The sequence below is a fragment of the Chitinophaga sp. W2I13 genome, from assembly GCF_050434005.1.
In the GTDB taxonomy this organism is placed as follows: Bacteria; Bacteroidota; Bacteroidia; order Chitinophagales; family Chitinophagaceae; genus Chitinophaga.
Window position 1 is genome coordinate 5,423,579 of record NZ_JBNPWD010000001.1, and the last position, 26,259, is coordinate 5,449,837.

At 47.4% G+C, this 26,259-nt stretch carries 22 protein-coding genes; 16 read left to right on the forward strand and 6 right to left on the reverse strand.

Going from position 1 to position 26,259, the window contains the following annotated elements; all coding sequences use genetic code 11:
• From QFZ48_RS22405 to QFZ48_RS22450, 10 genes are all read left to right on the forward strand, one after another.
• The gene (locus tag QFZ48_RS22405; RefSeq protein WP_370907421.1) at nt 1-1,044 is read left to right on the forward strand and encodes a polysaccharide biosynthesis protein; all 1,044 of its coding nucleotides are present in this window, start codon (nt 1-3) and stop codon (nt 1,042-1,044) included.
• Between the two features lie 38 nt (nt 1,045-1,082).
• Nucleotides 1,083-2,231: a right-handed parallel beta-helix repeat-containing protein gene (locus QFZ48_RS22410; protein WP_429049537.1), complete on the forward strand. Its 1,149-nt coding sequence runs from the start codon at nt 1,083-1,085 to the stop codon at nt 2,229-2,231.
• 26 nt (nt 2,232-2,257) lie between these two features.
• On the forward strand, nt 2,258-2,698 hold the full coding sequence (locus tag QFZ48_RS22415; RefSeq protein WP_429063704.1) for a WxcM-like domain-containing protein: 441 nt from the start codon (nt 2,258-2,260) through the stop codon (nt 2,696-2,698).
• A gap of 41 nt (nt 2,699-2,739) precedes the next feature.
• A complete protein-coding gene (locus QFZ48_RS22420) occupies nt 2,740-3,858 on the forward strand; it encodes an NAD-dependent epimerase/dehydratase family protein (RefSeq protein ID WP_429049532.1) in 1,119 nt (372 codons plus the stop codon).
• Nucleotides 3,859-3,882: 24 nt separating this feature from the next.
• Entirely contained in the window at nt 3,883-5,034 is a 1,152-nt protein-coding gene (gene wecB / locus QFZ48_RS22425) for a non-hydrolyzing UDP-N-acetylglucosamine 2-epimerase (protein ID WP_370907417.1), read from the forward strand.
• The gene (locus tag QFZ48_RS22430; protein ID WP_429049527.1) at nt 5,034-6,263 is read left to right on the forward strand and encodes a glycosyltransferase family 4 protein; all 1,230 of its coding nucleotides are present in this window, start codon (nt 5,034-5,036) and stop codon (nt 6,261-6,263) included. The genes wecB and QFZ48_RS22430 overlap by 1 nt, the downstream gene beginning before the upstream one ends.
• On the forward strand, nt 6,253-7,173 hold the full coding sequence (locus tag QFZ48_RS22435) for an NAD-dependent epimerase/dehydratase family protein (RefSeq protein WP_429049526.1): 921 nt from the start codon (nt 6,253-6,255) through the stop codon (nt 7,171-7,173). The genes QFZ48_RS22430 and QFZ48_RS22435 overlap by 11 nt, the downstream gene beginning before the upstream one ends.
• Entirely contained in the window at nt 7,170-8,117 is a 948-nt protein-coding gene (locus QFZ48_RS22440) for an MraY family glycosyltransferase (RefSeq protein WP_429049524.1), read from the forward strand. The genes QFZ48_RS22435 and QFZ48_RS22440 overlap by 4 nt, the downstream gene beginning before the upstream one ends.
• A gap of 2 nt (nt 8,118-8,119) precedes the next feature.
• Complete coding sequence (locus QFZ48_RS22445; RefSeq protein WP_429049521.1) at nt 8,120-8,656, forward strand: hypothetical protein; 537 nt, start codon at nt 8,120-8,122, stop codon at nt 8,654-8,656.
• Nucleotides 8,657-8,836: 180 nt separating this feature from the next.
• The gene (locus tag QFZ48_RS22450; protein ID WP_429049518.1) at nt 8,837-10,462 is read left to right on the forward strand and encodes a gliding motility-associated C-terminal domain-containing protein; all 1,626 of its coding nucleotides are present in this window, start codon (nt 8,837-8,839) and stop codon (nt 10,460-10,462) included.
• 2 nt (nt 10,463-10,464) lie between these two features.
• On the opposite strand, the gene QFZ48_RS22455 is transcribed toward QFZ48_RS22450, so the two are convergent.
• Nucleotides 10,465-11,205, reverse strand: a complete 741-nt coding sequence (locus QFZ48_RS22455; RefSeq protein WP_429049516.1) for a tyrosine-protein phosphatase — start codon at nt 11,203-11,205, stop codon at nt 10,465-10,467.
• A 47-nt stretch (nt 11,206-11,252) separates the two neighbouring features.
• Nucleotides 11,253-11,723 (reverse strand): GAF domain-containing protein, encoded by a 471-nt coding sequence (locus QFZ48_RS22460; RefSeq protein WP_429049514.1) that lies wholly within the window; start codon nt 11,721-11,723, stop codon nt 11,253-11,255.
• A 179-nt stretch (nt 11,724-11,902) separates the two neighbouring features.
• On the opposite strand from QFZ48_RS22460, the gene idi reads away from it, so the two are divergent.
• Both idi and QFZ48_RS22470 read left to right on the forward strand, forming a co-directional pair.
• On the forward strand, nt 11,903-12,436 hold the full coding sequence (gene idi, locus QFZ48_RS22465) for an isopentenyl-diphosphate Delta-isomerase (RefSeq protein ID WP_429049512.1): 534 nt from the start codon (nt 11,903-11,905) through the stop codon (nt 12,434-12,436).
• A gap of 205 nt (nt 12,437-12,641) precedes the next feature.
• Complete coding sequence (locus tag QFZ48_RS22470) at nt 12,642-13,616, forward strand: terpene synthase family protein (protein ID WP_429049511.1); 975 nt, start codon at nt 12,642-12,644, stop codon at nt 13,614-13,616.
• A gap of 77 nt (nt 13,617-13,693) precedes the next feature.
• Here QFZ48_RS22470 and QFZ48_RS22475 read toward each other — a convergent pair whose 3' ends face one another.
• Together QFZ48_RS22475 and QFZ48_RS22480 are read right to left on the reverse strand one after the other, a co-directional pair.
• On the reverse strand, nt 13,694-14,734 hold the full coding sequence (locus QFZ48_RS22475) for a hypothetical protein (protein ID WP_429049508.1): 1,041 nt from the start codon (nt 14,732-14,734) through the stop codon (nt 13,694-13,696).
• A gap of 11 nt (nt 14,735-14,745) precedes the next feature.
• Entirely contained in the window at nt 14,746-15,450 is a 705-nt protein-coding gene (locus QFZ48_RS22480) for a TMEM175 family protein (RefSeq protein WP_429049505.1), read from the reverse strand.
• A gap of 174 nt (nt 15,451-15,624) precedes the next feature.
• Between QFZ48_RS22480 and QFZ48_RS22485 the strand changes: the two genes are divergently transcribed.
• The 4 genes from QFZ48_RS22485 to QFZ48_RS22500 are packed head-to-tail and all read left to right on the forward strand — an operon-like array spanning nt 15,625 to nt 22,108.
• Nucleotides 15,625-16,971, forward strand: coding sequence for a TolC family protein (locus QFZ48_RS22485; RefSeq protein WP_429063705.1), 1,347 nt, complete (start codon nt 15,625-15,627; stop codon nt 16,969-16,971).
• Nucleotides 16,972-17,007: 36 nt separating this feature from the next.
• Nucleotides 17,008-18,144: an efflux RND transporter periplasmic adaptor subunit gene (locus tag QFZ48_RS22490; RefSeq protein ID WP_429063707.1), complete on the forward strand. Its 1,137-nt coding sequence runs from the start codon at nt 17,008-17,010 to the stop codon at nt 18,142-18,144.
• A gap of 21 nt (nt 18,145-18,165) precedes the next feature.
• Entirely contained in the window at nt 18,166-21,339 is a 3,174-nt protein-coding gene (locus tag QFZ48_RS22495) for an efflux RND transporter permease subunit (protein WP_429049498.1), read from the forward strand.
• Nucleotides 21,340-21,355: 16 nt separating this feature from the next.
• Complete coding sequence (locus tag QFZ48_RS22500) at nt 21,356-22,108, forward strand: class I SAM-dependent methyltransferase (RefSeq protein WP_429049496.1); 753 nt, start codon at nt 21,356-21,358, stop codon at nt 22,106-22,108.
• A 223-nt stretch (nt 22,109-22,331) separates the two neighbouring features.
• On the opposite strand, the gene QFZ48_RS22505 is transcribed toward QFZ48_RS22500, so the two are convergent.
• Nucleotides 22,332-25,256, reverse strand: a complete 2,925-nt coding sequence (locus QFZ48_RS22505) for an FAD-binding and (Fe-S)-binding domain-containing protein (RefSeq protein ID WP_429049494.1) — start codon at nt 25,254-25,256, stop codon at nt 22,332-22,334.
• Between the two features lie 87 nt (nt 25,257-25,343).
• Nucleotides 25,344-26,237: a DUF72 domain-containing protein gene (locus QFZ48_RS22510; RefSeq protein ID WP_429063709.1), complete on the reverse strand. Its 894-nt coding sequence runs from the start codon at nt 26,235-26,237 to the stop codon at nt 25,344-25,346.
• Nucleotides 26,238-26,259 lie beyond the last annotated feature (22 nt).

Consider the following 26,259-nt stretch of genomic DNA (forward strand, 5'->3'; position numbering starts at 1 on the left):
ATGTTTAAAGATAAGGTATTACTGATCACAGGTGGAACAGGTTCATTCGGAAACGCTGTTCTGAATAAGTTTCTTCATACGGATCATTTCAGGGAGATCCGGATTTTTAGCCGGGATGAGAAGAAACAGGACGATATGCGCAACCAGTTGAAAAACGGGAAGCTCAAGTTTTATATCGGCGATGTGCGGGATTATAACAGCATCGAAAAGGCCATGCGCGGCGTTGACTACGTGTTTCATGCGGCAGCGCTGAAACAGGTGCCTTCCTGCGAGTTTTTTCCGATAGAAGCCACCAAAACAAACGTGTTTGGAACGCAGAACGCCATCGATGCGGCAGTAGCCAATAATGTATCGAAGATTATTTGTCTCAGTACAGATAAGGCTGCTTATCCCATTAATGCCATGGGCATTTCAAAGGCCCTGATGGAAAAGGTAGCCATTGCAGCTTCCCGCAATATTCCCGAAAACGCCACCAGGGTATGTCTTACCCGCTACGGTAACGTAATGGGGTCCAGGGGCTCTGTTATTCCTTTGTTTCTTAAACAGATCAGAAACGGTGAAAGTTTAACGATCACAGATCCGAATATGACCCGTTTCCTCATGTCACTGGAAGAAGCAGTGGACCTGGTGTTGTTTGCTTTTGAAAACGGTAACCAGGGCGATCTCTTTGTAAATAAAGCGCCGGCTGGTACCATTGGCGACCTGGCAGCTGCTTTAAAAGAATTATGCCATGCGGATAACGAAATAAAAATAATAGGTACCCGTCATGGTGAAAAATTATATGAAACCCTTTGCACCCGCGAAGAAATGGTGAAGGCAGAGGATATGGGAGATTTCTACCGTATTCCTGCTGATAACAGGAACCTGAACTACAGCCAGTATTTCTCCGAAGGAGAGGTGAATGTAGCCACTGTAGATGATTATCATTCCCATAACGCGGAACAACTGGATGTGGAAGCTATGAAGAAGCTGTTAGCGAAGCAACCGCTCGTGAAGGCGGAACTGATGAACAGCAAGGAAGCTGTGGCCAATATAGCGTCATAGGAGAGAAACACGAAATGTTCAATATTAAAAGCAAAGGAATGATCCACTTGCCATTATATCCGCTGGTTGCCTTTAGTCTGGTTTTTGCATCTCCGGATGCAAATTCCGCTGTCGACAGCCATTGCCGGGAAGCAGCAGTATATAGTGTGGGTACTGCACCAGGTACAACGGATCAATCTGCCGCGTTTAATATAAAAGATGCTTTGCCACCGGGCTATGTGAAAGATGGCTCTGTCGATTATACGGATGTAATACAAAAGGCAATTAATACGCATGATGTAATCATCTTCCCTGGCTTTCCGTTACTGGTAAATGATAAAGGGCTGATTATCGGCAGCAATAAGCATATTACTTTCGGGAGTGGGGCAAAAATTATGTTGAAGCCTACCACCGCAGGGTCGTACGCGATATTAAGGATGCGTGATGTGAGTAATGTTACCATCGTAAATCCGGTGATTTACGGCGACCGGAAGCAGCATCTCGGAACGGGCGGCCAGTGGGGCGCAGGAATAGGCATTTATTCCGGCAATAATATTACTATCAAAAATCCAAAGGTATACGATTGCTGGGGAGATGGTATTTATATCGGGGAAGATATGAAACTGGGCAGGGAAAGCCGGGACATCCTGATTTCCGGCGCCTATTGCAGGAATAACCGGAGAAACGGCATTTCTGTGGTGAGTGTGGACGGTCTTCAGCTGATATCGCCCTATGCGGGGTATACAAACGGCCAATCTCCTATGTGTGGTATCGACGTAGAGCCTAATAATGCAAAAAATGTACTGAAGCGCATCCGTATCACAGATGCGGTAACGGAAAAAAACGAAAGCTATGGTATCCTGATGAACATTACCCGCTTATATGGCGGGGGCAACAACCTGGTAGATGTAACCGTGCAAAACCATAATGATAATTATTCCGCCGGAGGGCTAAGGGTAGTTGCCTATCGGCTGCAGCCTGGCAACGGCGGTAATCTTGGCGGGAACATCTCGGTTATTAATCCACATTGGAACAGCAACTCAAAAAGAGCCCTTGACGCCATGGGTGTATATGAAAAGAACCTGAAGCTGAATTTCTCCGGTGTTAAAATATCCTCCGCCAACAGGAGGGTATTGGATTCCAGTCAGACCCGGAACTTAATCATCAACTCCGTTAGTAAAAAAACGGACCTTCAGTTTGTACACTAGCAATAAACAGGAAACAATAACATTGAATGAAAGAAGTAACACTCATAAAAGGAGCATCCTTCACTGATCACAGGGGAACGCTGAAATTTGTTAATGATTTCTCTTTTCCGGACGTAAAAAGATTTTACCAGATGTTACATCATGATATCTCTGTTGTGCGTGCATGGCAGGGGCACCGGGTGGAGCAGAAATATTTTTACGTGGTAAAAGGAGCTTTTGCACTGGCATGGGTGAAAATAGACGATTGGGACAAACCCTCTCCCGGACTGAAGGCAGACCATGTGATATTAAATGAAGATGAGCCGGTAGTATTGAGTGTGCCCGCCGGATATGCCAATGGTATCAAGGCACTTATACCCGGATCAGTGCTGATGGTTTACAGCGATCTGACCCTGGAGGAATCGGCCGCCGACAGGTGGTCATTCCCGGAAGATCAGTGGTTCGATTGGCAGCATGCCAGGTTGTAAACAGACCGCACAACTATTATCATAAATCAAGTAGTTTATAAATGAAAAAAATTGGTATTACCGGACAGAATGGATTTGTGGGATCTTATTTGTTTAACAGGTGTTCGCTGTTAAAGGAAACATTTACATTGGTGCCGTTCAACAGATCCTTCTTTGATACCGCCGAAGCCCTGGAAAACTGGGCAGGGCAATGTGACGTTATCGTTCATCTCGCCGGCCTGAACCGGCATCCGGATCAGCAGGTGATCCATGATACCAATCTGGGTCTCGCACAGCAACTGGTAAATGCATTAAAGAAAACAGGCAATAAACCGCATGTCATCTTTTCTTCTTCCACTCAGGAAGAACGGGATAATCTTTATGGAAAATCAAAGAAAGCCGGCCGCGAATTATTACAGCAATGGGCTGCTACCAGCGGAGCCAAATTTACCGGGATGGTAATCCCCAATGTATTCGGGCCATTTGGGAAACCGTTTTATAATTCCGTGGTGGCTACCTTCTGCCATCAGCTCTGTAATAATCAAATACCCAAAATAGATCAGGATGGTTTTCTGAAACTGATTTATGTAGATGAACTGGCTACGGCCATCATCCATGCAGTGGAAACCGGCAACAACGACGGCGTATATGAAGTAGCGCCCACCAGTGAAATATATGTGTCTGAAATTCTGGCAAAACTGAATACCTTCAGGGAGTTATACCTGGAACAAGGTGTTTTCCCCGAAATGAAGGACCAATTCACCATCCAGCTGTTTAATACATTCCGTAGTTATATAGACCATAAAAACTATTTTCCTTTCCCCCTCAAAAAACACGCAGATAACCGTGGTGTATTTGTGGAAATGATCCGCCTCGAAGTAGGAGGGCAGGTGTCTTTCTCTACCACACACCCGGGAATCACCAGGGGGAATCACTTTCATACCAGGAAAATAGAACGTTTCCTGGTGATTAAAGGGAAGGCGCTTATCCAGCTGAGGAAATATAATACAGATGAAGTGCTGGATTTCGAACTGGATGGAGATACGCCTTCCTATGTAGATATGCCCGTTTGGTATACACACAATATTAAAAATACTGGTACAGAAGAACTGTACACAGTATTCTGGATCAATGAATTCTTTGATCAACAGGACCCCGATACTTATTTTGAAACGGTATAGCAACTAATTAATCATATAATTTTTATGAGCACGGTTACGAAGAAATTAAAAGTATTAACGGTAGTAGGCACCAGACCTGAGATCATACGCTTATCAAGGGTATTGGCGAAGCTGGATGAATCGGCAGCAATTGAGCATATTTTAGTGCATACCGGTCAGAACTACGACTATGAACTGAACCAGATTTTCTTTGAAGATCTTGGTTTGCGGAAGCCGGATCATTTCCTGGAAGCCGCGGGGAAAACAGCCACCGAAACCATCGGGCAGATCCTGATTAAAATCGATCCTCTACTGGAAACCATACAACCAGACGCCTTCCTCGTACTGGGAGATACGAACAGTTGTTTATGCGCTATACCCGCAAAAAAGAGAAAGATCCCGATCTTCCACATGGAAGCAGGTAACCGGTGCTTCGACCAGCGGGTACCCGAGGAAACAAACCGGAAAATAGTGGATCATATCAGTGATATCAATTTAACCTATTCAGATATTGCCAGGGAATATTTACTAAGGGAAGGGCTGCCGGCAGACCGTATCATTAAAACAGGCAGTCCGATGTATGAGGTGCTGCATCACTACATGCCGAAGATAAAAGCCGCTACCATCCTGGAGGAATTAAAGCTGCAGCCGGGCCAATATTTCGTGGTGTCTGCACACCGCGAGGAGAATATCAATTCGGAACGCAACTTTAACCACCTGGTAACTTCCCTGAACAGCATTGCAGAAGTATTTAATGTGCCGGTGATTGTAAGCGCGCACCCGCGCACCCGCAAAATGATAGAGGCAAAAGGAGTGACGTTTAACCCCCTGGTAAAACTCATGAAACCATACGGTCTCAGTGATTATATCTCCTTACAAATGCAGGCCAAAGCGGTATTGTCGGATAGCGGCACTATCTCTGAAGAATCTTCCATCCTTAATTTCCCCGCGCTGAACCTGCGCGAAGCGCACGAAAGACCGGAAGCTATGGAAGAGGCGTCTGTTATGATGGTAGGACTGAATCCGGAAAGGATATTGCAGGGTCTTCAACAGCTTGAATACCAGGAACGGGGTGATCGCAGGAACTTCAGGGAGGTAAGCGACTATTCCATGCCAAATGTTTCCGATAAAGTAGTCAGAATCATTATTTCTTATGTGGATTATGTGAGAAGGACTGTCTGGAAAATAAACGACTAATGAAAAAAGACAAACGGAAATTATGGGTAGTTACTGAGTTGTTTTTCCCGGAAGAAACTTCCACTGCGTATATCATGACAAAGATCAGCGAGCATTTTGCCAGGGATACGGAAGTACATGTTATATGCGGGCCGGCGGCCTATCAGAAATCAAACCTGGTAGCCACGGAAGCACTTAACGCTAACATAACAATTACGCGGGTGAAAACGCCCGGGCTGAATAAAGATAAATTGTTGCAGCGTGCGTTGCGGATGGCATTGCTAAGTATCCAGTTAACGTATAAATTATGGAGAAAAGCCGGTAGAGGTGACAACGTGCTGATCGTAACCAATCCCGCTCCCGTAGTGCCACTGGTAACATGGGTGTGCAGATGGAAATCCCTGAAGTGCTTTACCATTGTACACGACGTGTTTCCGGAAAACCTGGTGGCGGCAAAAATAATGAAGCCGGGAAGCTTGCCATATCGTTTGTTGAAATCAGTTTTTAACAAGGCTTATAGTAATATGGCGGTACTTTTTGTGCTCGGCAGGGATATGAAAGCGGTGTTTGAATCCAAATTGCAGGGGTACAAAAAGCAACCTGATATAAAGATTGTGGAGAATTGGGCGGATACGGTATCTATTGCTCCAACAGCGAAAGATGAAAACCCTGTCATCAGGAAACTGGGTGTTGCCGATAAAATCATTTTCCAGTTTGCCGGTAACCTGGGCAGGGTACAGGGGTTAATGGAATTATGTCATATCATCAAAGATATCCGGAATCCGTTGCTGCATTTTATATTTATAGGCGAAGGCGCCGTAAAAAAGGAAATGCTGCAGTTTATAGCAAAGCATCAATTGAGTAACGTATCTATGCTGGATTCTTTCTCCAGGAGCAAACAGCAGGAGTTTCTGAACGCAACTGATGTCGGTATTGTGTCTTTACAGGAAGGAATGGCAGGATTGGGAGTACCGTCGAAGTCATATAACATTCTGGCTGCAGGCAAGCCCATATTGTTTATTGGCAATGCCAACAGCGAGATTTCACTCATGATAAATGAACACAATGTAGGTTGGACTTTTGATGTGTCTGAATCAGCGGCCCTGCTTGATTTTTTCAATGGATTATCCGTTACTGATGTAGCACAGCTTACACAGAAAGGTAAGAATGCAAGAGCCCTGGCAGTTAATAATTATGCACAGGACATCATTTTGGATAAGTATGTAAAACTGACAATGAGTGAAAACTGATATTCTATTGACCGGGGCATCCGGTTTTCTTGGAAAGGTGATATACGAGGTTCTTTCTTCGCAGCACCTCATTACCACTGTGGGAAGAGGACCTGCTGTAGCAAACGGCGGGCATCTGACCGCCGATTTTTCAAAGGAACTGATTACCGGTCTGCCTGATGTTGATTGTGTAATTCATTGTGCAGGGAAGGCCCATAGCGTGCCAAAAACGGAAGAGGAAAAGGAAAGCTTCTTCCAGGTAAATTATCGTGGAACAGTAAACTTGTGTCAGTCGCTGCAACAGGAAGGTAAAGTTCCCCGGTCCTTTATTTTTATCAGTACGGTGGCAGTTTATGGGAAAGAAGAAGGAGTGCTTATCAGCGAGGATGATCCGTTGGACGGCACCAGTCCGTATGCAAAGAGTAAAATTATGGCAGAAGAATACCTGCAGGAATGGGCGGCCGTTAACAATGTTAAACTGGGCATATTACGGCTGCCGCTGATAGCCGGACCCACTCCTCCCGGCAACCTTCAGGCAATGATAAATGGCATCCGTACCGGTCGGTACCTGAGCATCGGCAAGGCAGATGCCCGCAAAAGCATGGTATGGGCATACGATGTGGCAATGGTTATACCTGCAGTTGCGCAAAGGGGAGGTATCTATAATCTGACCGATAGCCGGCATCCTTCCTTCAGGGAGCTGGAATATAAAATAGCCGAAGGCCTGGGTAAAAAAGCTCCGCTGACAATTCCGCTTCCGCTGGCAAAACTGCTGGCTCTAGCCGGAGATGTAATGGGAGACAGATTTCCTATTAATACGGATAAATTAAAAAAAATAACAGCAACGCTGACTTTTGATGACGCCAGGGCGAAATCCTCGCTTAACTGGAGGCCATCGCCGGTTGCAGAAAAAATACGATTTGTTGTATGATCTACCTTGTTTTAGCGCTGGTTTTCTTTCTTACTATTAAAGTATATTTTAAAATAGCCGCGCATTATAACATTATCGACAAACCCAACGAACGCAGTTCCCATACCACCCTTACTATCCGGGGTGGTGGAATCATCTTTGTTGTTGCCGCCCTGGCAGCGCTGGTTTGGCACTTTGATGAATACTGGCTGCCCGTACTGGGTATGCTGATTATTGGTACCGTTAGTTTCCTGGATGATATCTACAGCCTTCCTAACCGCGTCCGGATGATATTCCAGGTGGCCGCCGTAACCATGATGCTGTACTACCTGCAGGTATTCGCCAACGTAAATATTTTTATGGTGATCCTGTTGTATATCCTTGTTATAGGTATTATTAATGCCTATAACTTTATGGACGGCATCAATGGTATCACTGGCTTATACAGCCTGGTAGTACTGGCGGCGATGCAGTATGTAAATATCCGGCAACAGGCTTTTATCAGTGAAGATCTTATCTGGTTACCGGCATTGGCATGTGTTGTGTTTCTGTTCTTTAATTTCAGAAAAAAAGCAGCATGTTTCGCCGGCGATGTAGGAAGCGTTACCATTGCCTTCTGGATCGTTACCATGTTGCTGAAACTGATATTTACTACCGGCGACTGGAAGTATCTCTTGTTCCTTTCTGTATATGGGGTGGATACTATCTTAACGATCATTCACCGGTTGTCATTACGCCAGAATATTTTTAAAGCACACCGTTTGCATTTTTACCAGATACTGGCTAATGAAAGAAAAATACCACACCTGGTAGTAACGTCTTTATATGCAGCGGCCCAGTTGCTGGTGAATTTTTTTGTAATCGGCAATGCCACTAACCTGATGGTAAATATCTTAGTGGTATGTTTGCCGCTGGTGCTGGTGTACATTGTTGCAAAATCAAAACTGATGCATAAAACTGTTTAACAATGGAGTCGTGTCTTATTTATGGTGCTGGTGGCCATGCAAATGTACTGGCTGATCTGGTCATGTTGTCAGGCGGATCCGTTCCCGTAATGTTCACGGATCAGGCAACAGGTGAAAGCTCCCGGGTACAGGCATATCAGCCTTCACTTTTTCCGGAGGTGCCCCTTGTATTGGGAATTGGTAATAACGAAGTCCGGCGGCATTTATCTGAAAAGGTATCGCATCGTTTTACCGCTTTAGTGCATCCGGCTGCTTATGTAGCCGGCAATGCGGTGGTGGGTGAAGGCAGTGTTGTACTGGCCAAGGCGGTAGTGCAGGCCAACAGCATTATTGGAAATCATTCCATCATCAATGCCGGGGCTGTTGTGGATCACGACGCGGTGATAGGTGACTATGTTCATATTGCAGGTAATGCCTATATAGGCGGAGGCGCTGTTATTGGTAATGGCGCACTGATAGGCCAGGGTGCCGTTATAATGAGAAATACCGTTATTGCACAGGGCGATGTGGTACCACCACTAACAGTGGTAGGTGATTAATCCTGTTTTTATGCTGAATCCTTATACCACTGTGTACGCTGGAAAAAAACTGCACGGATATCAATGAAGTATTCGTTACATTAGTCATGGTGGATAATATAAATACTTTTCAACCGTTATTCCCTCAACCGGGAGAATGTACATGTGATCAGTATCCTGTTTTTGAAATTAGTATTATCTATGAAGACCATATCCTGTATAGTGCATATCGCATTATTGAAAGCCCGTGCAGACGCTTCTTTAATAAGCAATGGCTTGTTAAGGAAAGTTGTTTGTGTGGCAACTTTCCTTTCCCTTTTTTTAACATCCGCCTTTGATACTGCTGCACAGGATATTGTAATAGATAATCCCTCATTGGAAGGAAAAGTAACGGTGTCAGGACGTTTACCCAAGCCCTGGCTGGTGATAAGCCAATCGCCGGATCAGCAACCGGGAATTGCCGGTTTTTCTTTTCCTGCGTCAGCCGGAGATTTTTATATTGGCGCAGTGCTTACAAATGATTGGCAGGAACTTTTTGGACAAAATCTTCGCAGTCCGCTAAAAGCAGGCAAAACATATACGCTTTCAGTAGACCTTGCTTCTACCACATTTTATACGAGAGATATTTGTAATGGCTCTTTCGCTATTTATGGATGTAATCCCGGCGAACAACCCGAACTGCTCTGGGAATCCGGTAATTTTAATCACACCACCTGGAGACGTTACGCTCCGGTTTTTACGCCTAAAAAAGATTACCGGCAGATCATTTTCGGACCTAATTCAATATTTAAATGTAAAGAGAGAAGTTATGCGGCTGTATTGGTGGATAATTTCTCTCCTACTATCCGCGAGGTGCCACAGGTATCAGTAACCACTACCACCACCTGTAAAAATGCCAGTACCGGCGAAGCATCCGTGAAGCTGCTCAGTGCCCATAATCCGGTCACCTATTTATGGATGCCTGGCGGGCAAACGACCTCTCATGTCAGTGGCTTGTCTGCCGGCACTTATAAGTTGACCGTTACTGCGCTTAATGGCGCTTCGGTTACTGTAGATGTGATCATTAAAGAAACGGATCTGAAAAGCGTTGTAAACATCATCATCTCAAAATGTAACGGGGATAACGAAAATGGAATTGCGCTCACAACCAGCGGCGGGATTCCTCCTTACCGTTATTATTTAAATGACGATACGCAACCGAGTTACACACCTGCATTTAATCAGCTGCATCCCGGTACTTACCGCGTGATGGTAAAGGATGAACAGGGATGTGAAGATCCGTATGAAAAAATAGATTTGAAAGAACCACCGAAACTGCAACTGTTGAGCGTTACCACGAAAGCAGCCAGTTGCAGCGAAACAACTGATGGCAGGATCTTTTTACAGGCAAACGGTGGCACCCAGCCCTATGCGTATCGTTTGGAAGGCACTGAATGGCAGATGGACAGTATACTTGGACACCTTGACAAAGGCAGGTATTATTTTCAGGTAAAAGATAAAAACGACTGTGAGGTGAAAGGATCTGCAGATGTTGATAAAAACATCCGCCAGTGCGCCGTTTTCGTTCCCACCGCATTCTCCCCCAACGGCGACGGTCAGAATGACCTGTTCCGTGCAAAAGTACACGACGATGTAACTGACTACAAGCTGGAAGTATATACCCGCTGGGGACAAACAGTTTTCAGTACCAATAGCCCGGATGGCGCATGGGATGGCCTTTTCAAAGGGAAAATGTTACCGGCGGCCGCTTATGTGTGGGTACTTTTGTATACTGATAGCAAGCAACAGGCGAGAAAGCAAACCGGTACGGTCATGCTGATCCAATGATATTATAATGCGGCGTTGCCAAAGGGATAGGCTTCCAATGCCTTGCGGAGCTTCGTATTTTTGGCTATGCCGGCAATGGCACGGAGGTGTTTTTCATGATGAAGATCGGTACCGATAAGATCAAATAAACCAGCCGCCATCAGCTTTTCAGCGGCTTGCTGTACATGTTTTCCGTAATAACCCGTGAGCGACAGCAGGTTAAGCTGCAACAGGCAGCCCTGTTGTTTCAGTTGTTCGTACTGCGGTATGTTTGCGTGATAGTAGCCATATCTCTCGGGGTGGGCCAGTACGGGCTGATAGCCGGCGGCCTGTATATCAAACAGCCATTGCGCCAGTTGCGGCGGAGCCGACATAAACGATATTTCCACCAGCACCCTGTTCCCGGAGATGGTTAGCAAAGGTTGCTGCATCAGCGGCACAAACTGTTCATCCAGATAGTATTCTGCAGCAAAGTGAAAAGGAAGGGGACTGTTTTTCCGGAGCAACTCCTGTTGTACCTGTTGATATGGATTGGTTAATGTACCGGCGGAATTTGGGTACCGGTCCATCATAATATGCGGGGTAGTGATAATTTTCCGGATCCCCATCGCCTGCAGCTGTTCAATAAAATGTAACGACGTAGCCACGTCAGGTACACCATCATCCACTCCCGGCACCAGGTGGGAGTGGATATCTGTAGCCATGAACGCCAGCAGGTCTGCAGGCGGCGTTGTTTCGGTATTTTTTTTTCTGAAAAAAAGCATAATAATGGTCTCTCAATAAAGCGATGATACGAAAATCCGCTTTGCTATCACACAATCAGTGCCACAATTTCTTCCAGGTATTGCTGGTCAGTAACATCAAAATGAGAAAGATGCTCACTGTCTGCATCCAGTATCGCAGTTACTTCGCCGTTACGGATCAGCGGTACCACGATCTCAGATTTCGATAAGCTGCTGCAGGCAATGTGCCCGGGAAATGCTTCCACATCAGGTACAATCAGTGTTTGGGCCTGTGCCCAGCTGCTGCCGCAAACACCCCGGTTCTTACGGATACGGGTACACGCTACCGGGCCCTGAAAGGGACCGAGTACCAGTTCATCTTCTTTTACCAGGTAAAAACCTACCCAAAGCCATCCAAACTGCTCTTTCAGCGCAGCGGCTACATTGGCCATATTGGCCACCAGGTCGGTTTCCCCGTCCAGTAATCCTTTTATCTGGGGGAGAAGAGAAGTGTATTGCTCCGCTTTATTTCCTCTAATGATTTGTAAGTCTTCTGCCATTTTTTTGTGGTTGTTAATATTGCAAAAGTCCGGAAAATTTATATTATATTTATCTAAGTAACCGTTAAAGTATTGCTGTTAACCACTCAACCAATTATTATTTGTTTAAGCATAGTTTTTTGATTCTTTGTCCTATTTTTTATCTGCCGGAAGCGTAAATCAAATATCTTTGACAGTCTATGAAATCACCGGACGTAATATTAGTGAACGAACAGGATGAGGCTATTGGGACGATGGAGAAGATGGAAGCCCACGAGAAAGGATTACTTCATCGCGCTTTTTCTGTATTTATCATCAATGATGCAGGCGAGATTTTATTGCAGCGCAGGGCACTGGAGAAATATCATTCTGCCGGACTATGGACCAACGCCTGTTGTAGCCACCCGTATCCAGGTGAAGATACTGCTGCTGCCGCGCACCGGCGTTTACGGGAAGAAATGGGTTTCGATTGCGATCTGCAGGAGATTTTTTCTTTTACTTACAGAACCGGTTTTGACAACGGGTTAACCGAACACGAATTTGATCATGTATTGCTGGGTACCTATAACGGCAACATATTTCCCGAAGCATCCGAAGTGTGTGATTACCGCTACCTGTCTCCCGGTGAGATACTGGAATTAATGAAAAAAGAACCGGCTGCATTTACCATCTGGTTTCATCGTGCACTGCCAATGGTATTACAATACCTGGGTACGCCGATCAGCGCTGTATAATTAAACTTTTATTTTACTATGCCAATTTTGCTGTTAACCGGATCATTTTAATTAAAATGATGATAGCACCTACCTGCCTTATTTTCTGCTTTTAGTAGCGGATGCTTTCCTGTGCCCGCTCCTTTACAACCGTCCGGGATTCCCTCCCGGTAATGCCAACGTCATTTTATTACCCACCATAGTTAACTATTAAATCCAAAGACACATGACAACCATCCAAATGCCAACTGTCAGTTACCCTTTCCCTTCCGGCGTTAACCAACACGCAGATGAAGCCCAGCAACACATTGTTTCCTGGGTACAAGCTTATGGTCTGATCACTTCTGAGCTGGCCTGGCGGCGCTTTGAGAAAGCCCGGTTCGCCTGGCTGGCTGCCAGGGCCTTTCCTGATGCCGCTTTGCACGAGCTTTGCATCATCGCGGATTTCAACACCTGGCTGTTTATCCTTGATGATCAGTGCGACGAAGCCTCCATGGGCCGCAAAGCCGACTATCTCAAAAGCATGATGGCGGGATTAATGGACATCCTGCATCACAACCGGGTAGTAACCCCGGAAACCGGTGGCCCGCTGCCGGCGGCCCTGAGCAGCATATGGGAGCGCATGCGCGCCATCAGCAGCCCCGCCTGGCGCCTTCGTTTTATCCGCAGCATGGACGATTATTTTACGTCCTGCATCTGGGAAGCCGAAAACCGCGAAGCCGGTATTGTTCCCTCCGTGGCGGATTATGTGCACATGCGGCCCTTTACCGGCGCACTCCTGGCGGATATTGAAGCCATAGAAATCATCGAAAAAGTGTATCTCAGCCGGGAAGTGGTCGAACAACCCCTGATCCAGCGCATGATCCAGGCCTGCAACAATATTGTTTGCTGGGCAAACGACCTGTTTTCCTGTACGAAAGAAGCGAAGCAGGGCGATGTGCACAACCTGGTGCTGGTATTACAACACGCCCGGCAATGCAGCCTGCAGGAGGCGATTAACGAAGCTGTCCGGATGCACAATGAAGAAGTAGCCATTTTTGTTACCCTGGAAAAACTCCTTCCCCTGAAAGGAGTGGAAACCGATTATGAACTGTTGCGGTACGTGTCGGTGCTCCGGTCCTGGATTACAGGAAATTACGACTGGAGTGTGAAAGATACCGGCCGGTATGGTATGGCCGTAGGAGAGGTGGTAGCAGCCTAGAAGAGCGCCTGCGGCGCTGGTTTTTCAGAAAGAAGCATTTATTTTTTCAGAAAGAAGTATCGCGCCGCAGGCCTTTTTTATTTTCGTTCAGTTCCCTGTTTCATCCGTCTTTCAATGAGCCGCCCTACCCACCAGAAGGATAACGCCAGGATGCCGAAAAAGAGTCCTTTATTGGTAAAGTCCCAGAGATATTCAAAGTAGCGGGTATACAGGTCCAGCAACAGGAAGGCAACACCGAGGTCGCGCAACAGGTCGTCTTTTAGCTTGAGACCCAGCAGCAATACGCCCGCACACAGCACGGTGTAAACGATCACCCATTGCAACAGGTGAACCTGCCGCAATTGCTGCCATTCATCCCAGGTACCGCAATTCCCGAAAATAGAGATCAGCCAGCCGGAAATAAGCAGCAGCAGCCAGCCTCCGCTCCACGTAATGTCTTTGATGGGTGCATATACTTTAAATTGACGGAGTATCCAGGCCACGCCTGTGAGCAGCACCCCCAGCAGGGCCATGCGGCAGGGAAGATTCATGCCCAGGAAATAAGCGGCGTCGCCGGTAAGGAAATAAGTGAGCTTTACATAAGCCGGGATCAGGCAAAGCAGGGTGGCAATCCATAACAGGCGGGAGTGAAGCGTAATGCCCAACACGCCGTAGCAGGCCGTAGCCAGCAACCAGAACGCGCCATAATTGCCTTCCAGGTAGTTAACGCTTTTGCCCAGGTAAACCACGCTCACGCCTATACTAAGAACCGGCAGCAGCCAGAAAAGCTCCCGGTTAAACGAAAACAGCGGCTGATGTTTATTGCGCCGCCAGCCCTCATAACAAAGAAAAATGGTCAGCGCACCAAATACCAGGGCAATCACGCTATCGGTCAGCGAAAACTTCTTCCGGATAATCTCTATCCACTTCTCATCCAGGACCAGTGATCCAAACGCCATCAGCGCACAGGATATAGCCGCAATAAAAATATAAAGCGTAAGCGTTTGCCAGTCGGTGTTCACCACTTTGTAGCTTTTCTGCAGCTCGCCGGCCTGCTCATCGCTGATAAGCTGGTCGCGCTGCCACGACTGAATCGCCCGTTGTACTATCTGTGCTTCCTTTTTGTCTAGTTCTAACATAGGCCGCTTTTTCAGTTGTTCGCTCCCATTTTGTGTACCAGGCGGAGCGTATTACGTTTTTTTATCTTTAAACGGAAATAATTAAACAAAGCCAGCGCAGGTATCAGCATATAACTGATACGCTGGTACGCCGTATTCTCCGGATACAGGAAATAAGTCATCGCTATACAGGTAAAGCCCGTTGCCATGGTGAGAAACCCGTATTTAAACCGCTGGTATAACAGTTCTTTTTCCGTGTGATGACCGGCAACGGCCAGGTCCGGATTTTTCTGGAATACATAATAGCTGATCCAGAACAAAGCCGCCAGGCAACCCGCCAGGTTGCACAGGTAGATAAAGAAAGGAAGCATAAAGTGGGAACTCGTATGCAGCAAGGCAGAAGTAGAAAAAGGAAACGTCACAATAAAAAATAAAAAGAAAAGATGACGATGAATCAATCCTTCATTGTAATTTTGGAGAAACCGGCATAATTGAAGATGCCGTACCCAGAAGTTTCCAATAAACACAAAACTCACTACGAAAGTTAAAAACTCAATAGCAGTAGGCTCAAAAAAATCCCAGTAACCGTTGGCAGGCATTTTCCCCGGAAGGGCAGGCAGTTTTATTCCGATGATCAGTAAAGTAATGGCAACGGCAAACACCGCATCACTGAAAAACATCAATCGATCCAGCTCAAACTCACGATGAAACGGTTTGGGTTCTTTTATAACAGACATAGACATAGTTAACAATAACTTTTCCGAAAGATACGAAAATAGCTTTTAGCCGGCAGTTATTAGGCATGTTGTTCCTTTTCCGGAGCCGTATAATAGCCGGCTCGTCAACAGAACCTTTTTACCTGTTTGTTGTTAAGTATTTATCAATCATCATATACTTTCAAAGTAATACGTATGCATTGTCGTCTTTTTCTATTCACCTTTGTTTTACTTTCAGGGATAACAAGAGCTTACGGGCAAACAGATACAGCGCAACAGGGACCCTTTGCTTTTAATCTGGCGAATTGCATACAGTACGGCCTGGCTCATCAGAACGATGTCGTAAATGCCCGGCTGGATATCAATTTTTCCCAGGAACAGATCAAGGAAGCCACCGGGAAGCTGTTCCCCCATGCAGATGTCAATGCCAGCTTTACAGATAACCTGAAACTGGCCACCTCTTTGATACCCGATCTGACCAACCCGTCTTCCGGCGTAAGAATCCCCGTTCAGTTTGGAACCCGGTTTGCCTCTGCTGTAACAGGACAGGTAAACCAGACTATCTTCAACAGCGACTACTTCCTCGGGCTGAAAGCCGCAAAAGTATATGGCGGCCTGGCAGAGAAATCCTATAAAAGAACGGAGATCGACACCCGCGTGGCTATTACAAAAGCCTACTACGCCGTGCTGGCCAACGAAGAAAGTATCCGCCTTTCCAAAGCCAATATGGACCAGCTGGAGAAAACCCTGAAAGATACCCGGGCCCGCTATGATGTAGGTGTGGCAGAAAGAGTAGATGTAGACAGGATCCAGGTGTCTTACAATAATGTGGTAACCGATATTGAAACCCAGATCCGGTTACTCGTATATACGACCCAGTTATTAAAGTTCCAGATGGGCATGCCCCAGGAAGCAAAACTAGATCTTACACAAACTGTGCAGGACCTCAACGTGGAATCGTTTATCAGTGATACCGTTGATTACCAGGTACAGGACCGCGTAGAATACGGGATACAAACCACCCAGATCGCCCTGAATGAACTGAACCTGAAAAGTAAGAAGATGAGCTTCCTGCCATCATTAAATGGTTTTGTGAACTATGGCTGGAACTATTTCTCCTCAGATTTCGGGGATTTGTATAAAACCGGTTTCGGCGCCTCGGCTCTCGGACTTACCCTCGCATGGCCCATTTTTACTGGTACGGAAAGAATACACCAGATCAGGCAGAACAAAATTACTTTGGAGAAATCAGAGAACGACCTCAGTTACCTGTCCCAGCAGATTAAACTGGAAGTTACCAACGCCAATACGCAATACCTTAATAACAAGTCCAGGTTCGTTACCCAGAAAACAAATATGGGACTCACCCAGGGCATTTATGAACGTATTGTGCTCAAATTTGAACAGGGAGTAGCCAGCAGTCTTGATGTGATCTCCGCAGAAAGTGAACTGAAACAGGCGCAGGTAGATTATGTGCAGGCCCTGTTAAACACCCTGATCAGCAAAACAGAACTGGATAAAGCCATGGGCAAAATCAAATAAAGTATCAGCATTCGTAATTCGCAATCAATTTCTCATATGTATCTAATAAATTACAAGCGGACCTTTTATGTAGCAGGAATGATACTCTGTGTGGCCTGTGGCAACAGCAAAAAGCAACAGCAACAGGCTGCTATGATGGGGAAGATGAAGCCAACGGTGGTAGCCGTAGAAGTAGTACCGGCCGTATATACCGTGTCGGAGAAATTCCCTGCTACCCTCATGGCCCATGATGTTGTGCAGCTGAAGCCGGATGTTTCCGGTTACCTGGAAGCCATCCGGGTGGCCGACGGCAGTAATGTAACAAAGGGCCAGCCCCTGTATGATATTGACAGAAGCCGCTATGCCGCTGCTTACGGACAGGTAGCCGCTACCCAGCAACAGGCCGAAGCCGATCTGGCACAACGGCAACGCGACTACGAAAGATATAAATCCCTCCTGGACCATGATGCGATCTCCAAACAAACGGTAGATCAGGCTTATACGGCTATGTTAACCGCCCAGGCCAATGTGGCCGCGGCAAAAGCTTCCGTGGCAAGGGCCGGTACCGATGTAAACCATGCCGTGGTGCGGGCGCCGGTAACCGGCAAAATCGGTATCGCACAAATAAAGGTAGGAGATGTGATCAATGCCGGTCAAACCCTCATTAACACCATCGTAAATGAACACCCCATGTTTGCGGATATGGATGTTCCACAGGCCCGCCTGCCGGAATTCCTGCGCATTCAGCAAGGCAAAGGCGGTGATCAGAAATTCTATATCCAGTTTGGCGATGGCACCCGCTACGGCGAAGCAGGCAAAGTGTTAACCATCAATAATATTGTGGATCCGCAAACCGGTACCGTACGGGTACGACTCGTTTTTGAAAACAAGGAAAATATGCTGAAGTCGGGTATGAGCATCGTCATCGTAATGCAATACGGCACTCCCGCTACCCAGCTGGCAATTCCGGCTAAAGCAATTATCCAGAACTTGTCAGAAACCAGTGTATATACTATTTCGAAAGACAACGTAGTTGGCGCTACGGACATTGTTCCCGGGCCGGTTACAGATACCATGCAGCTGGTTACCAGCGGACTGAAAGCCGGCGACAGGGTCGTGGTGGACGGCATCCAGCGGGTGAAACCGGGAGATACCGTGAATATCGCCGGAGCAGGAGCAGGGGCAAAACAATAAATCCTAAATCACCATCACAGTATGATCTCAAAAACATTTATAGAGCGAAAGAATACTACGATCGTAATTGCTATCATTATTGTGATTGTAGGGCTCATCTGTATGTTTAACCTCCCGATTGCACAGCTGCCGGATATTGCACCGCCGGTAACGGATGTAAGGGCCAACTATGTGGGAGCCAACTCCACAACGGTAGAGGAAACAGTGACCACCCCCATAGAAAACCAGGTGAATGGTACACCAGGCGCCATGTACATACAATCCGTAAGTGCAAACGATGGCTCCATGAGTATTACCGTCAGCTTTAAACTGGGCACCAACCCGGATATCGCTACCCTGGATGTGCAGAACCGGGTAAGTCTCGCGCTGCCAAGTACCCCCGATGAAGTACGTCGTGTAGGGGTAACCGTTAAGAAACGTTCCAATGATATGTTGATGGTAATCGCGCTGAATTCTCCCAAAGGAAAACACTCGCGCGAATTCCTCGATAACTACCTGAACATTTACCTGAAACCGGAGCTGGCCCGTGTATCCGGCGTAGGTGACGTAAATGCCTTTTCCCAGGATTATAGTATGCGCATCTGGCTGAACCCGGATAAAATGGCCGCCCTTGGATTAACCGCCGGCGATATTGCCCGGGCCATCACAGAACAGAACCAGCAGGTGCCGGCCGGTAGTGTAGGCGCCGCGCCTATGCGCAGTACGCAGGCTTTTGAATATACGGTGAGTGTAAAAGGCCGTTTGGCTACCACCGAAGAATTTGGCAACGTGGTAGTAGCTACCAGCCAGAATGGTAGCCTTGTTCGCCTCCGTGATGTAGCCAGGATCGACCTCGGCTCCTTTACCTATGCCATCGAAGCAAAAGCAGATGGTAAAACCGGCAGTGGTATGGCTATTTACCTGGCGCCCGGTGCAAATGCACTGGACGTAAACGACCTGGTAATGGCCAAAATGGAGGAAATGTCCAAACGTTTCCCGGAAGATGTGAAATGGCTGGTGCCGTTTGAATCTACCTCTTTCGTTAAAATTTCTATCGAAGAAGTAATAGAAACCTTTGTGGAAGCCCTGATACTGGTGGTGATCGTGGTATTTGTATTCCTGCAGAACTGGCGGGCTACCATCATCCCCATCCTGGTAATCCCGATTTCACTGATAGGTACCTTTATATTTTTCCAGTTGCTGGGCTTCTCCATCAATACCCTCACGCTGTTCGGTTTTGTACTGGCTATCGGTATTGTGGTGGATGATGCCATTGTGGTAGTGGAGGCCGTGCAGCATCATATCGATGCCAACCTGATGTCGCCGCGTGAAGCCACTTTCAAAGCGATGTCGGAAGTACAGGGCCCGGTAATTGCCATCGCCCTCATCCTGGCAGCGGTGTTTGTGCCGGTAGCCTTTATTCCCGGTGTAAGCGGACGGCTATACCAGCAGTTTGCCTTAACCATCGCCTTCTCGGTGTTGTTATCGGCATTCCTGGCACTAACGTTAACGCCTGCACTCACGGCTATTCTCTTGAGGCCCGCGCATCTTACGCAGAAGTCGACAGGACTGAATAAGCTCTTCTTCAAGTTTAACCAATGGTTTGAAAGATTTACTAACCGCTATGGTAAAGGCGTGATGTTCAGCATCCGTAAAACGCCGGCAGTACTGGTGATTATGGCAGTACTGTTTGCTGCGGCATTCTATCTCTTTAAGAAAACACCCACCACCTTTGTTCCCCAGGAAGATATGGGCGCCATGTTCATCGCACTGGAGCTGCCGGAAGCATCTTCTTCCCAGCGAACAAAAGAAGTAGTGGCGCAAATCAGCGATATCCTGCTGAAAGACAGTGCCGTGCTGCACTTTTTTGGTATAACAGGGATCAACTTCGTGGCAAATGCCACCAAGCCTAACTCCGGCACCTTCTTCGTGAGCCTCCGCCCCTGGGATGAGCGATACAAGCATGGAGATAACATGAATACTGTATTGGGGAGAATTCAAATGGCGACCAGTCGTATCATCGGGGCCAATATCATCTGTATCCCTTCACCCACACTGCGTGGATTAGGTAATACCGGTGGGTTCTCCTTTATGCTGGAGCAGCGGACGAATCCCGATATCAACCAGTTCCTGCAGGTAATGGGACAGTTCCTGATGGCCGCTAACCAGCGGCCGGAAATAGCGAGGGCATACGCTTTCTTCAGCGCCAATACTCCGCAATTCAACGTGGAGGTGGACCGAGATAAATGTAAACAACTCGGTGTAGCCGTCAGCGATGTGTTCAATGCATTGCAAACTTTCCTCGGAGGGTTGTATGTAAACGACTTCACCAAATTCAGCAGGAGCTTCCGCGTAGTACTGCAGGCAGATTCTACCTACCGTACCAGCATCAATAACCTGAATACTTATTATGTCCGCAATGTTACAGGGCAGATGGTGCCGCTCAGCGCACTGATCACCACCAAAAAAGCATCCGGTGCCCCGGTAATCAACCACTTTAACCTGTACCGGTCCGTTGAAATCAATGGTGATACCAAACCAGGTTACAGTAGCGGGGATGGTATCAATGCACTGAAAGAAGTGGCTGCACAGGTGCTGCCGGAGAACTTCTCCTTCGAATGGGCGAACGTATCCCTGCAGGAAATTGAAGCAGGTAACAGTAGTGTGCTCATCTTTGGATTGTCTATCCTGTTTGTATTCCTGTTGCTTACCGCGTTGTATGAGAGCTGGTCGGTGCCGTTCTCCGTATTGCTGGCTGTGCCAATCGCGTTGTTCGGGTCTATCCTGGCGCTGTCGTTAACGAAACAATCCAATAGCGTATACTCCCAGATTGGTTTGATCACGCTGATCGGTTTGGCGGCAAAAAATGCCATCCTGATCGTAGAGTTCTGTAAAGAGCGTGTAGACAGGGGCATGCCATTGTTAGACGCCACACTGGAGGCCGTAAAACTGCGTTTACGTCCAATCCTGATGACTTCCTTTGCCTTCATATTAGGGGTGTTGCCATTGTGTTTGGCACAGGGTGCCGGCGCGGCTTCCCGTGTCAATATAGGCTTTACCGTAGTGGGAGGGATGCTTGCTGCCACCTTATTGGGAATTTTTACCGTACCCGTTTTGTACGTGCTGATCACGAAAGTATCTTACGGTAAAAAGAAACTGGCAGACCTCGAAGCCCATGGTAATGAAGAGAAAAAGCCAAAAGGATTAGGAGAATAACCCTAACTTCATTACGATGAAAAATACTGAACGCTTCAGCACCCGCGTAGATAACTATATCAAATACCGGCCACATTATCCTGTGGCCATTATTCCTTATCTCGAAGCCGAAACCGGCTTAACACGTCATACTATTGTGGCCGACATCGGTGCGGGTACCGGCATTTCTGCGCAGCCATTCCTCGACAATGGTAACAAGGTATATGCCGTGGAACCCAACAAAGATATGCGGGAGGCCGCTGAAAGATTGCTGAACCGGTATCCGAACTTCACCGCCGTTAACGGCAGCGCAGAACATACCACCCTCCCGGATGCCTCCGTAGACCTGGTGGTGGCCGGCACCGCTTTTCATTGGTTTGATCAGCAGGCCACCGCCGCAGAATTCCGCCGCATCGGCCGCGAAAATACAAAGGTAGTATTGATGTGGAATGTACGCCAGGCCGACCTGCCGTTTGAAAAAGGTTATGAAAAACTCCTCCATCAATACGGCACCGACTATAAAGATATGCAGCACAGAAACGTTGGGGCGTCGCAGTTAGCCGGCTTTTTTCAGCCCGGCACCATGCAGGAAAAAGTATTTCAGAACGCCCAGCTATTCGATTTCCCCGCCCTCAAAGGAAGATTACTCTCCTCCTCCTACGTCCCCGAACAGGACCACCCGTCGCATATCCCCATGATGCGCGCACTCGAAGACCTCTTTGGAAAATACAAAGAGCAGGGGATGGTGAAATTCCACTACGAAACGAAACTCTACGTGGGACGGGTATAACGCGGATTTTGTCTTGGCTCAGGATTACGCTGATTTTACTGATTACCTGGATTTTTACTTTTTTGATTTTATAAAGGATTATGGGAGATAGAAGCGGATATATTCGCTTTTATCTCCCATAATTATTATTTAAATAAAATCAAAAAAATCTAAAAAAATCCAAAAGTAAAAATCCAGGTAATCAGTAAAATCAGCGTAATCCTGAGCCAAGACAAAATTCGCGTTAGGCCAAACTGTTGTACAATATCTCCACAGGATGCAGCGCTTTCACACCCGTGCCATCTTTCACCTGGTGGCGGCAGCTGGTGCCTGGTGCGGCTATAATGGTGCCCTGCGCCGCATTGCGGACGGCGGGGAATAACACCATTTCGCCGATTTGCATGCTCAGGTCGTAGTGTTCTTTTTCGTAACCGAAGGAACCGGCCATACCGCAGCAGCCGGAAGGGATTACTTCTACTGAATAATTTTGTGGTAAAGAAAGCATTTTTTTGCTGTGCAGGGCAGACGATAACGCCTTCTGCTGGCAATGGCCATGCAATTTGATATGTTGTTTATTGGCGGTAAACTGTTGGGCGGTGATATGACCTTTGTCTGCTTCTGCTGCAATGAATTCGTCTATCAGGAATACATTTTTAGCCAGCGCTTTCGCCTGTTCGCGGAGCCCTTCACTTACAAGATCCGGGTATTCATCGCGGAAACTGAGGATAGCAGAAGGTTCTATGCCGAGCAGTGGTACATTTTCATTAATAACGTTGCTGAATATACGAACATTACGGTCGGCATATTCGCGTGCTTTGCGCAGTAATCCTTTCGACATATACGCGCGGGCGCTTTCAGGATGTTCAATCATTTGTACGTCGTAACCCAGGCGGTGCAGGAGTTGTACGGCTTTGATACCGATGGTGGTATCGTTATAGTTGGTGAACTCGTCACAGAAAAGATATACTTTTTTATTACCGGCAGCGCCTTGTTTTTCCTTCGGCCATTTTTCGTGGAACCATTTCCGTAAGGTAGTGCTGTGCAGGCCGGGCAGCGAGCGTTTGGCCGCAAAGCCGGAGAACTTACGGATGATGCCACCGGTGAAGGAGTTATTGATCATCGCATTATAAACGCCGGGAGCAATAGCCGCCAGTGAAGTTAGTTTGGTGAAGTTGCCGATCATATTGGCACGCAACGGAACGCCGTTGGCGTCGTAATAATGCTGCAGGAATTCCATTTTCAGCTTAGCCATATCCACGTTGGATGGGCATTCGGACTTGCACCCCTTGCAGGCCAGGCAAAGATCCAGTACGTCATAAATTTCTTTATGGTCGAAGCGGTTTTCTTTGGTGCTGTTGGTGAGGAACTCGCGCAGGATGTTAGCCCTGGCGCGGGTGGTATCCTTTTCATTGCGGGTAGCCATGTAGCTGGGGCACATGGTGCCGCCGCTGAGCTGCGTTTTACGGCAATCGCCGGAGCCGTTGCATTGCTCTGCATGTTGCAGCATGGTTTGATCCGGGAAATGGAAAATGGTTTTCAGTTCCGGTGCTTTTTGTCCGGGTTCGTAGCGCAGCATCGTGTTCATGGATGGCGTGTCTACGATTTTGTTGGGATTGAAAATGTTTTCCGGGTCCCAGGTATATTTGATCTGGCGGAGCAGTTCATAGTTTTTGTTGCCCACCATCTGTTTAATAAATTCGCCTCTGAGCCTGCCGTCGCCATGTTCCCCGCTGAGGGAGCCATTATATTTCTTTACGAGGGTGGCTATTTCTTCTGCGATTTTACGGAACAGTAAATTTCCTTCTTCCGTTTTCAGGTTGATGATGGGACGGAGGTGGATTTCACCGCTGCCGGCATGTGCGTAGTGCACCGCGTATAATTTGTATTGCGCCAGGATATCGTTGAAGTCGCGGATAAAGTCCGGGAGGTCTTCCACGGCAACGGCGGTATCTTCAATCACGGGTACGGCCTTTTCATCGCCGGGGAGGTTGCTGAGTAAACCCAGACCTGCTTTACGGAGCGCCCAGATCTTTTTACTGTCGTCGCCGAATAACAGCGGGAAATGATATCCCAGTCCTGCTGCGCGCAGCGTGGCTTCCAGGCGGCCGGTAATTTCAATGATTTCTTCGCGGGTATTGCGGCAAAACTCCACCACCAGGATAGCGCCGGGATCCCCCTGCACAAAGAAACGGTTCTTGCTTTGTTCGATGTTATCCTTGGTGCATTCCAGGATGTAGTGGTCAATGAGTTCACTGGCGCTGGGTTTGTATTCCATTACCAGGATGTTGGCCCGCAGGGATTCATCGATATTATTAAAATGTATGCAGAGCAGGCCTGTTTCCTTTGGAGGAAGCGGGTCTACATGCAGTTTTATTTCCGTGAGAAATGCCAGGGTACCTTCTGAACCGGCGATGAGTTTACAGAAGTTAAAGTCTTCCGTGCCGGCGGTGAAGGGATTTGTTTCCAGCAGCATGTCTACCGCATAGCCGGTATTGCGGCGGGGAATACTTTTTTTCGGGAATTCTTTCCGGATTTCCTCCTGGTAGCTGTAGTTACTAAGACTGGTACGTATCTGCTTATAGATACGGGTTTCTAGCGTATCGGGTCCTTCGCATTTCTGGTGGAAGCTTTCTGCGTCGAGGCTGCCAAAGGTTACTTCTTCTCCGTTGCTCAGGAGGGCTTTTACTTCCAGCAGGTGTTCGCGGGTGCTGCCATATACTACGGAGTTGGAGCCACAGGAGTTGTTGCCCACCATACCACCTATCATGGCGCGGTTGGCGGTGGAGGTTTCAGGGCCAAAGTAAAATCCGTGCGGTTTGAGGAACATGTTCAGTTCGTCACGGATAACGCCCGGCTCTACCCGTACCCATCCTTCTTCTTTATTAAATTCCAGTATTTTGGTGAAAGTGCGGGAAACATCTGTAATGATCCCGTTGCCCACTACCTGGCCGGCCAGCGAAGTGCCGGCAGTGCGTGGTATGAGGGATGTTTTATTTTCACGCGCAAAACTGATCAGTGTCTTAAGATCGTCGATATGCTGCGGAATAGCTACTGCCAGCGGCATTTCACGGTATGCCGACGCATCGGTGGCATAAAGTGTCCGCATTGTATCATCTGTATAAAGCGTGCCTTCCAGTTTCCCGGCTAATTGCTCTAGCTTGTCGCGCATCATGGTAAAAAACCTGTTTTGAGAGGGCGAAATTAATATTTCAGTCCGTCTTTTTCATCCCTTGTAATGTATTCGTAAAAAAAAGCGCTATTCTTTTACAAATCGGGGCTTTTTTACGTCTATCCCGCAAACGGCTTCCAGTTTGTCTGCCAGGTACACGGCCAGCTCGGGCGAGGTGGCTTCATCGTGCATGTGCATGAAGAAATAAACCTCCTTCAAACCGTTGTCCAGCCAGTATTTGATGCGGTTGGCCCAGTCGTCGATGCGGGTATAATCCGTTGGATGCAGGCTGTTGCCTACAAGCCGGATAAATACTTTCGGGATGGTGAGGTGCATATGTGCCACATCGCGTCTGCCGGCGGTATCGGTAATAATGAGGCCTACATTGAGTTCGTTGAGCTTTTCGTACAATTCCAGCCGCACGGCCTCGTCTTCAAACCATTCCTTATGGCGTAGTTCCACGAAAAACTGCAGGTCGGTGGGCAGGGAGGCGAGGTATTCGTATAGGTTTTCCCGTTTGGCCGGGCCAAATTTATCACTCAATTGTAAAAAGATGGGTCCCAGGTGTTTACCAAAGGCCAATACCCCTTCCAGGAAAGAAGTGGTTTTGGCGCCGGCATTAATTAAGGTACTGAAATGACTGATCGACTGCGGTACTTTAGGGCAGAACTTAAAATCCATTCCCTGTGCTTTGGCGTCCCATTTGGAAATGGTTTCGGGGCCGTAGATCTGGTAATGCGTGGCATTCAGCTCTATGCTGTTGAAGTGTTTTACATATTCCTCCAGGAAGTTAGCCTCCTTGGTGCCCTTGGGGTATATTTTCCCGATCCATTCCTTTCGCCCCCATTTGGCGCATCCCAGCCAGGCCTGCGGCTTTTTCACGGGTTTACCTTTCAATACCTTCTTATTAAAGACAGGTTCTGCGGGCAACTTAAAATCAATGTCCATCAGCATATCCGTGGGAACGCGACCAAAATCCATGAGCATTCAGCATTTAGAGGTG

Excerpts from the sequence above, each read along its gene's own strand:
- QFZ48_RS22485 (WP_429063705.1), top strand. The coding sequence starts at position 15,625 with ATGCATTGTCGTCTTTTTCTATTCACCTTTGTTTTACTTTCAGGGATA.
- QFZ48_RS22420 (WP_429049532.1), top strand. The coding sequence starts at position 2,740 with ATGAAAAAAATTGGTATTACCGGACAGAATGGATTTGTGGGATCTTAT.
- QFZ48_RS22490 (WP_429063707.1), top strand. The coding sequence starts at position 17,008 with ATGTATCTAATAAATTACAAGCGGACCTTTTATGTAGCAGGAATGATA.
- QFZ48_RS22475 (WP_429049508.1), bottom strand. The coding sequence starts at position 14,734 with ATGTTAGAACTAGACAAAAAGGAAGCACAGATAGTACAACGGGCGATT.
- QFZ48_RS22415 (WP_429063704.1), top strand. The coding sequence starts at position 2,258 with ATGAAAGAAGTAACACTCATAAAAGGAGCATCCTTCACTGATCACAGG.
- QFZ48_RS22405 (WP_370907421.1), top strand. The coding sequence starts at position 1 with ATGTTTAAAGATAAGGTATTACTGATCACAGGTGGAACAGGTTCATTC.
- QFZ48_RS22500 (WP_429049496.1), top strand. The coding sequence starts at position 21,356 with ATGAAAAATACTGAACGCTTCAGCACCCGCGTAGATAACTATATCAAA.
- QFZ48_RS22445 (WP_429049521.1), top strand. The coding sequence starts at position 8,120 with ATGGAGTCGTGTCTTATTTATGGTGCTGGTGGCCATGCAAATGTACTG.
- QFZ48_RS22450 (WP_429049518.1), top strand. The coding sequence starts at position 8,837 with ATGAAGACCATATCCTGTATAGTGCATATCGCATTATTGAAAGCCCGT.
- QFZ48_RS22430 (WP_429049527.1), top strand. The coding sequence starts at position 5,034 with ATGAAAAAAGACAAACGGAAATTATGGGTAGTTACTGAGTTGTTTTTC.
- QFZ48_RS22410 (WP_429049537.1), top strand. The coding sequence starts at position 1,083 with ATGATCCACTTGCCATTATATCCGCTGGTTGCCTTTAGTCTGGTTTTT.
- QFZ48_RS22440 (WP_429049524.1), top strand. The coding sequence starts at position 7,170 with ATGATCTACCTTGTTTTAGCGCTGGTTTTCTTTCTTACTATTAAAGTA.
- wecB (WP_370907417.1), top strand. The coding sequence starts at position 3,883 with ATGAGCACGGTTACGAAGAAATTAAAAGTATTAACGGTAGTAGGCACC.
- QFZ48_RS22505 (WP_429049494.1), bottom strand. The coding sequence starts at position 25,256 with ATGCGCGACAAGCTAGAGCAATTAGCCGGGAAACTGGAAGGCACGCTT.
- QFZ48_RS22470 (WP_429049511.1), top strand. The coding sequence starts at position 12,642 with ATGACAACCATCCAAATGCCAACTGTCAGTTACCCTTTCCCTTCCGGC.
- QFZ48_RS22495 (WP_429049498.1), top strand. The coding sequence starts at position 18,166 with ATGATCTCAAAAACATTTATAGAGCGAAAGAATACTACGATCGTAATT.
- QFZ48_RS22510 (WP_429063709.1), bottom strand. The coding sequence starts at position 26,237 with ATGGATTTTGGTCGCGTTCCCACGGATATGCTGATGGACATTGATTTT.
- QFZ48_RS22460 (WP_429049514.1), bottom strand. The coding sequence starts at position 11,723 with ATGGCAGAAGACTTACAAATCATTAGAGGAAATAAAGCGGAGCAATAC.
- idi (WP_429049512.1), top strand. The coding sequence starts at position 11,903 with ATGAAATCACCGGACGTAATATTAGTGAACGAACAGGATGAGGCTATT.
- QFZ48_RS22455 (WP_429049516.1), bottom strand. The coding sequence starts at position 11,205 with ATGCTTTTTTTCAGAAAAAAAAATACCGAAACAACGCCGCCTGCAGAC.
- QFZ48_RS22480 (WP_429049505.1), bottom strand. The coding sequence starts at position 15,450 with ATGTCTGTTATAAAAGAACCCAAACCGTTTCATCGTGAGTTTGAGCTG.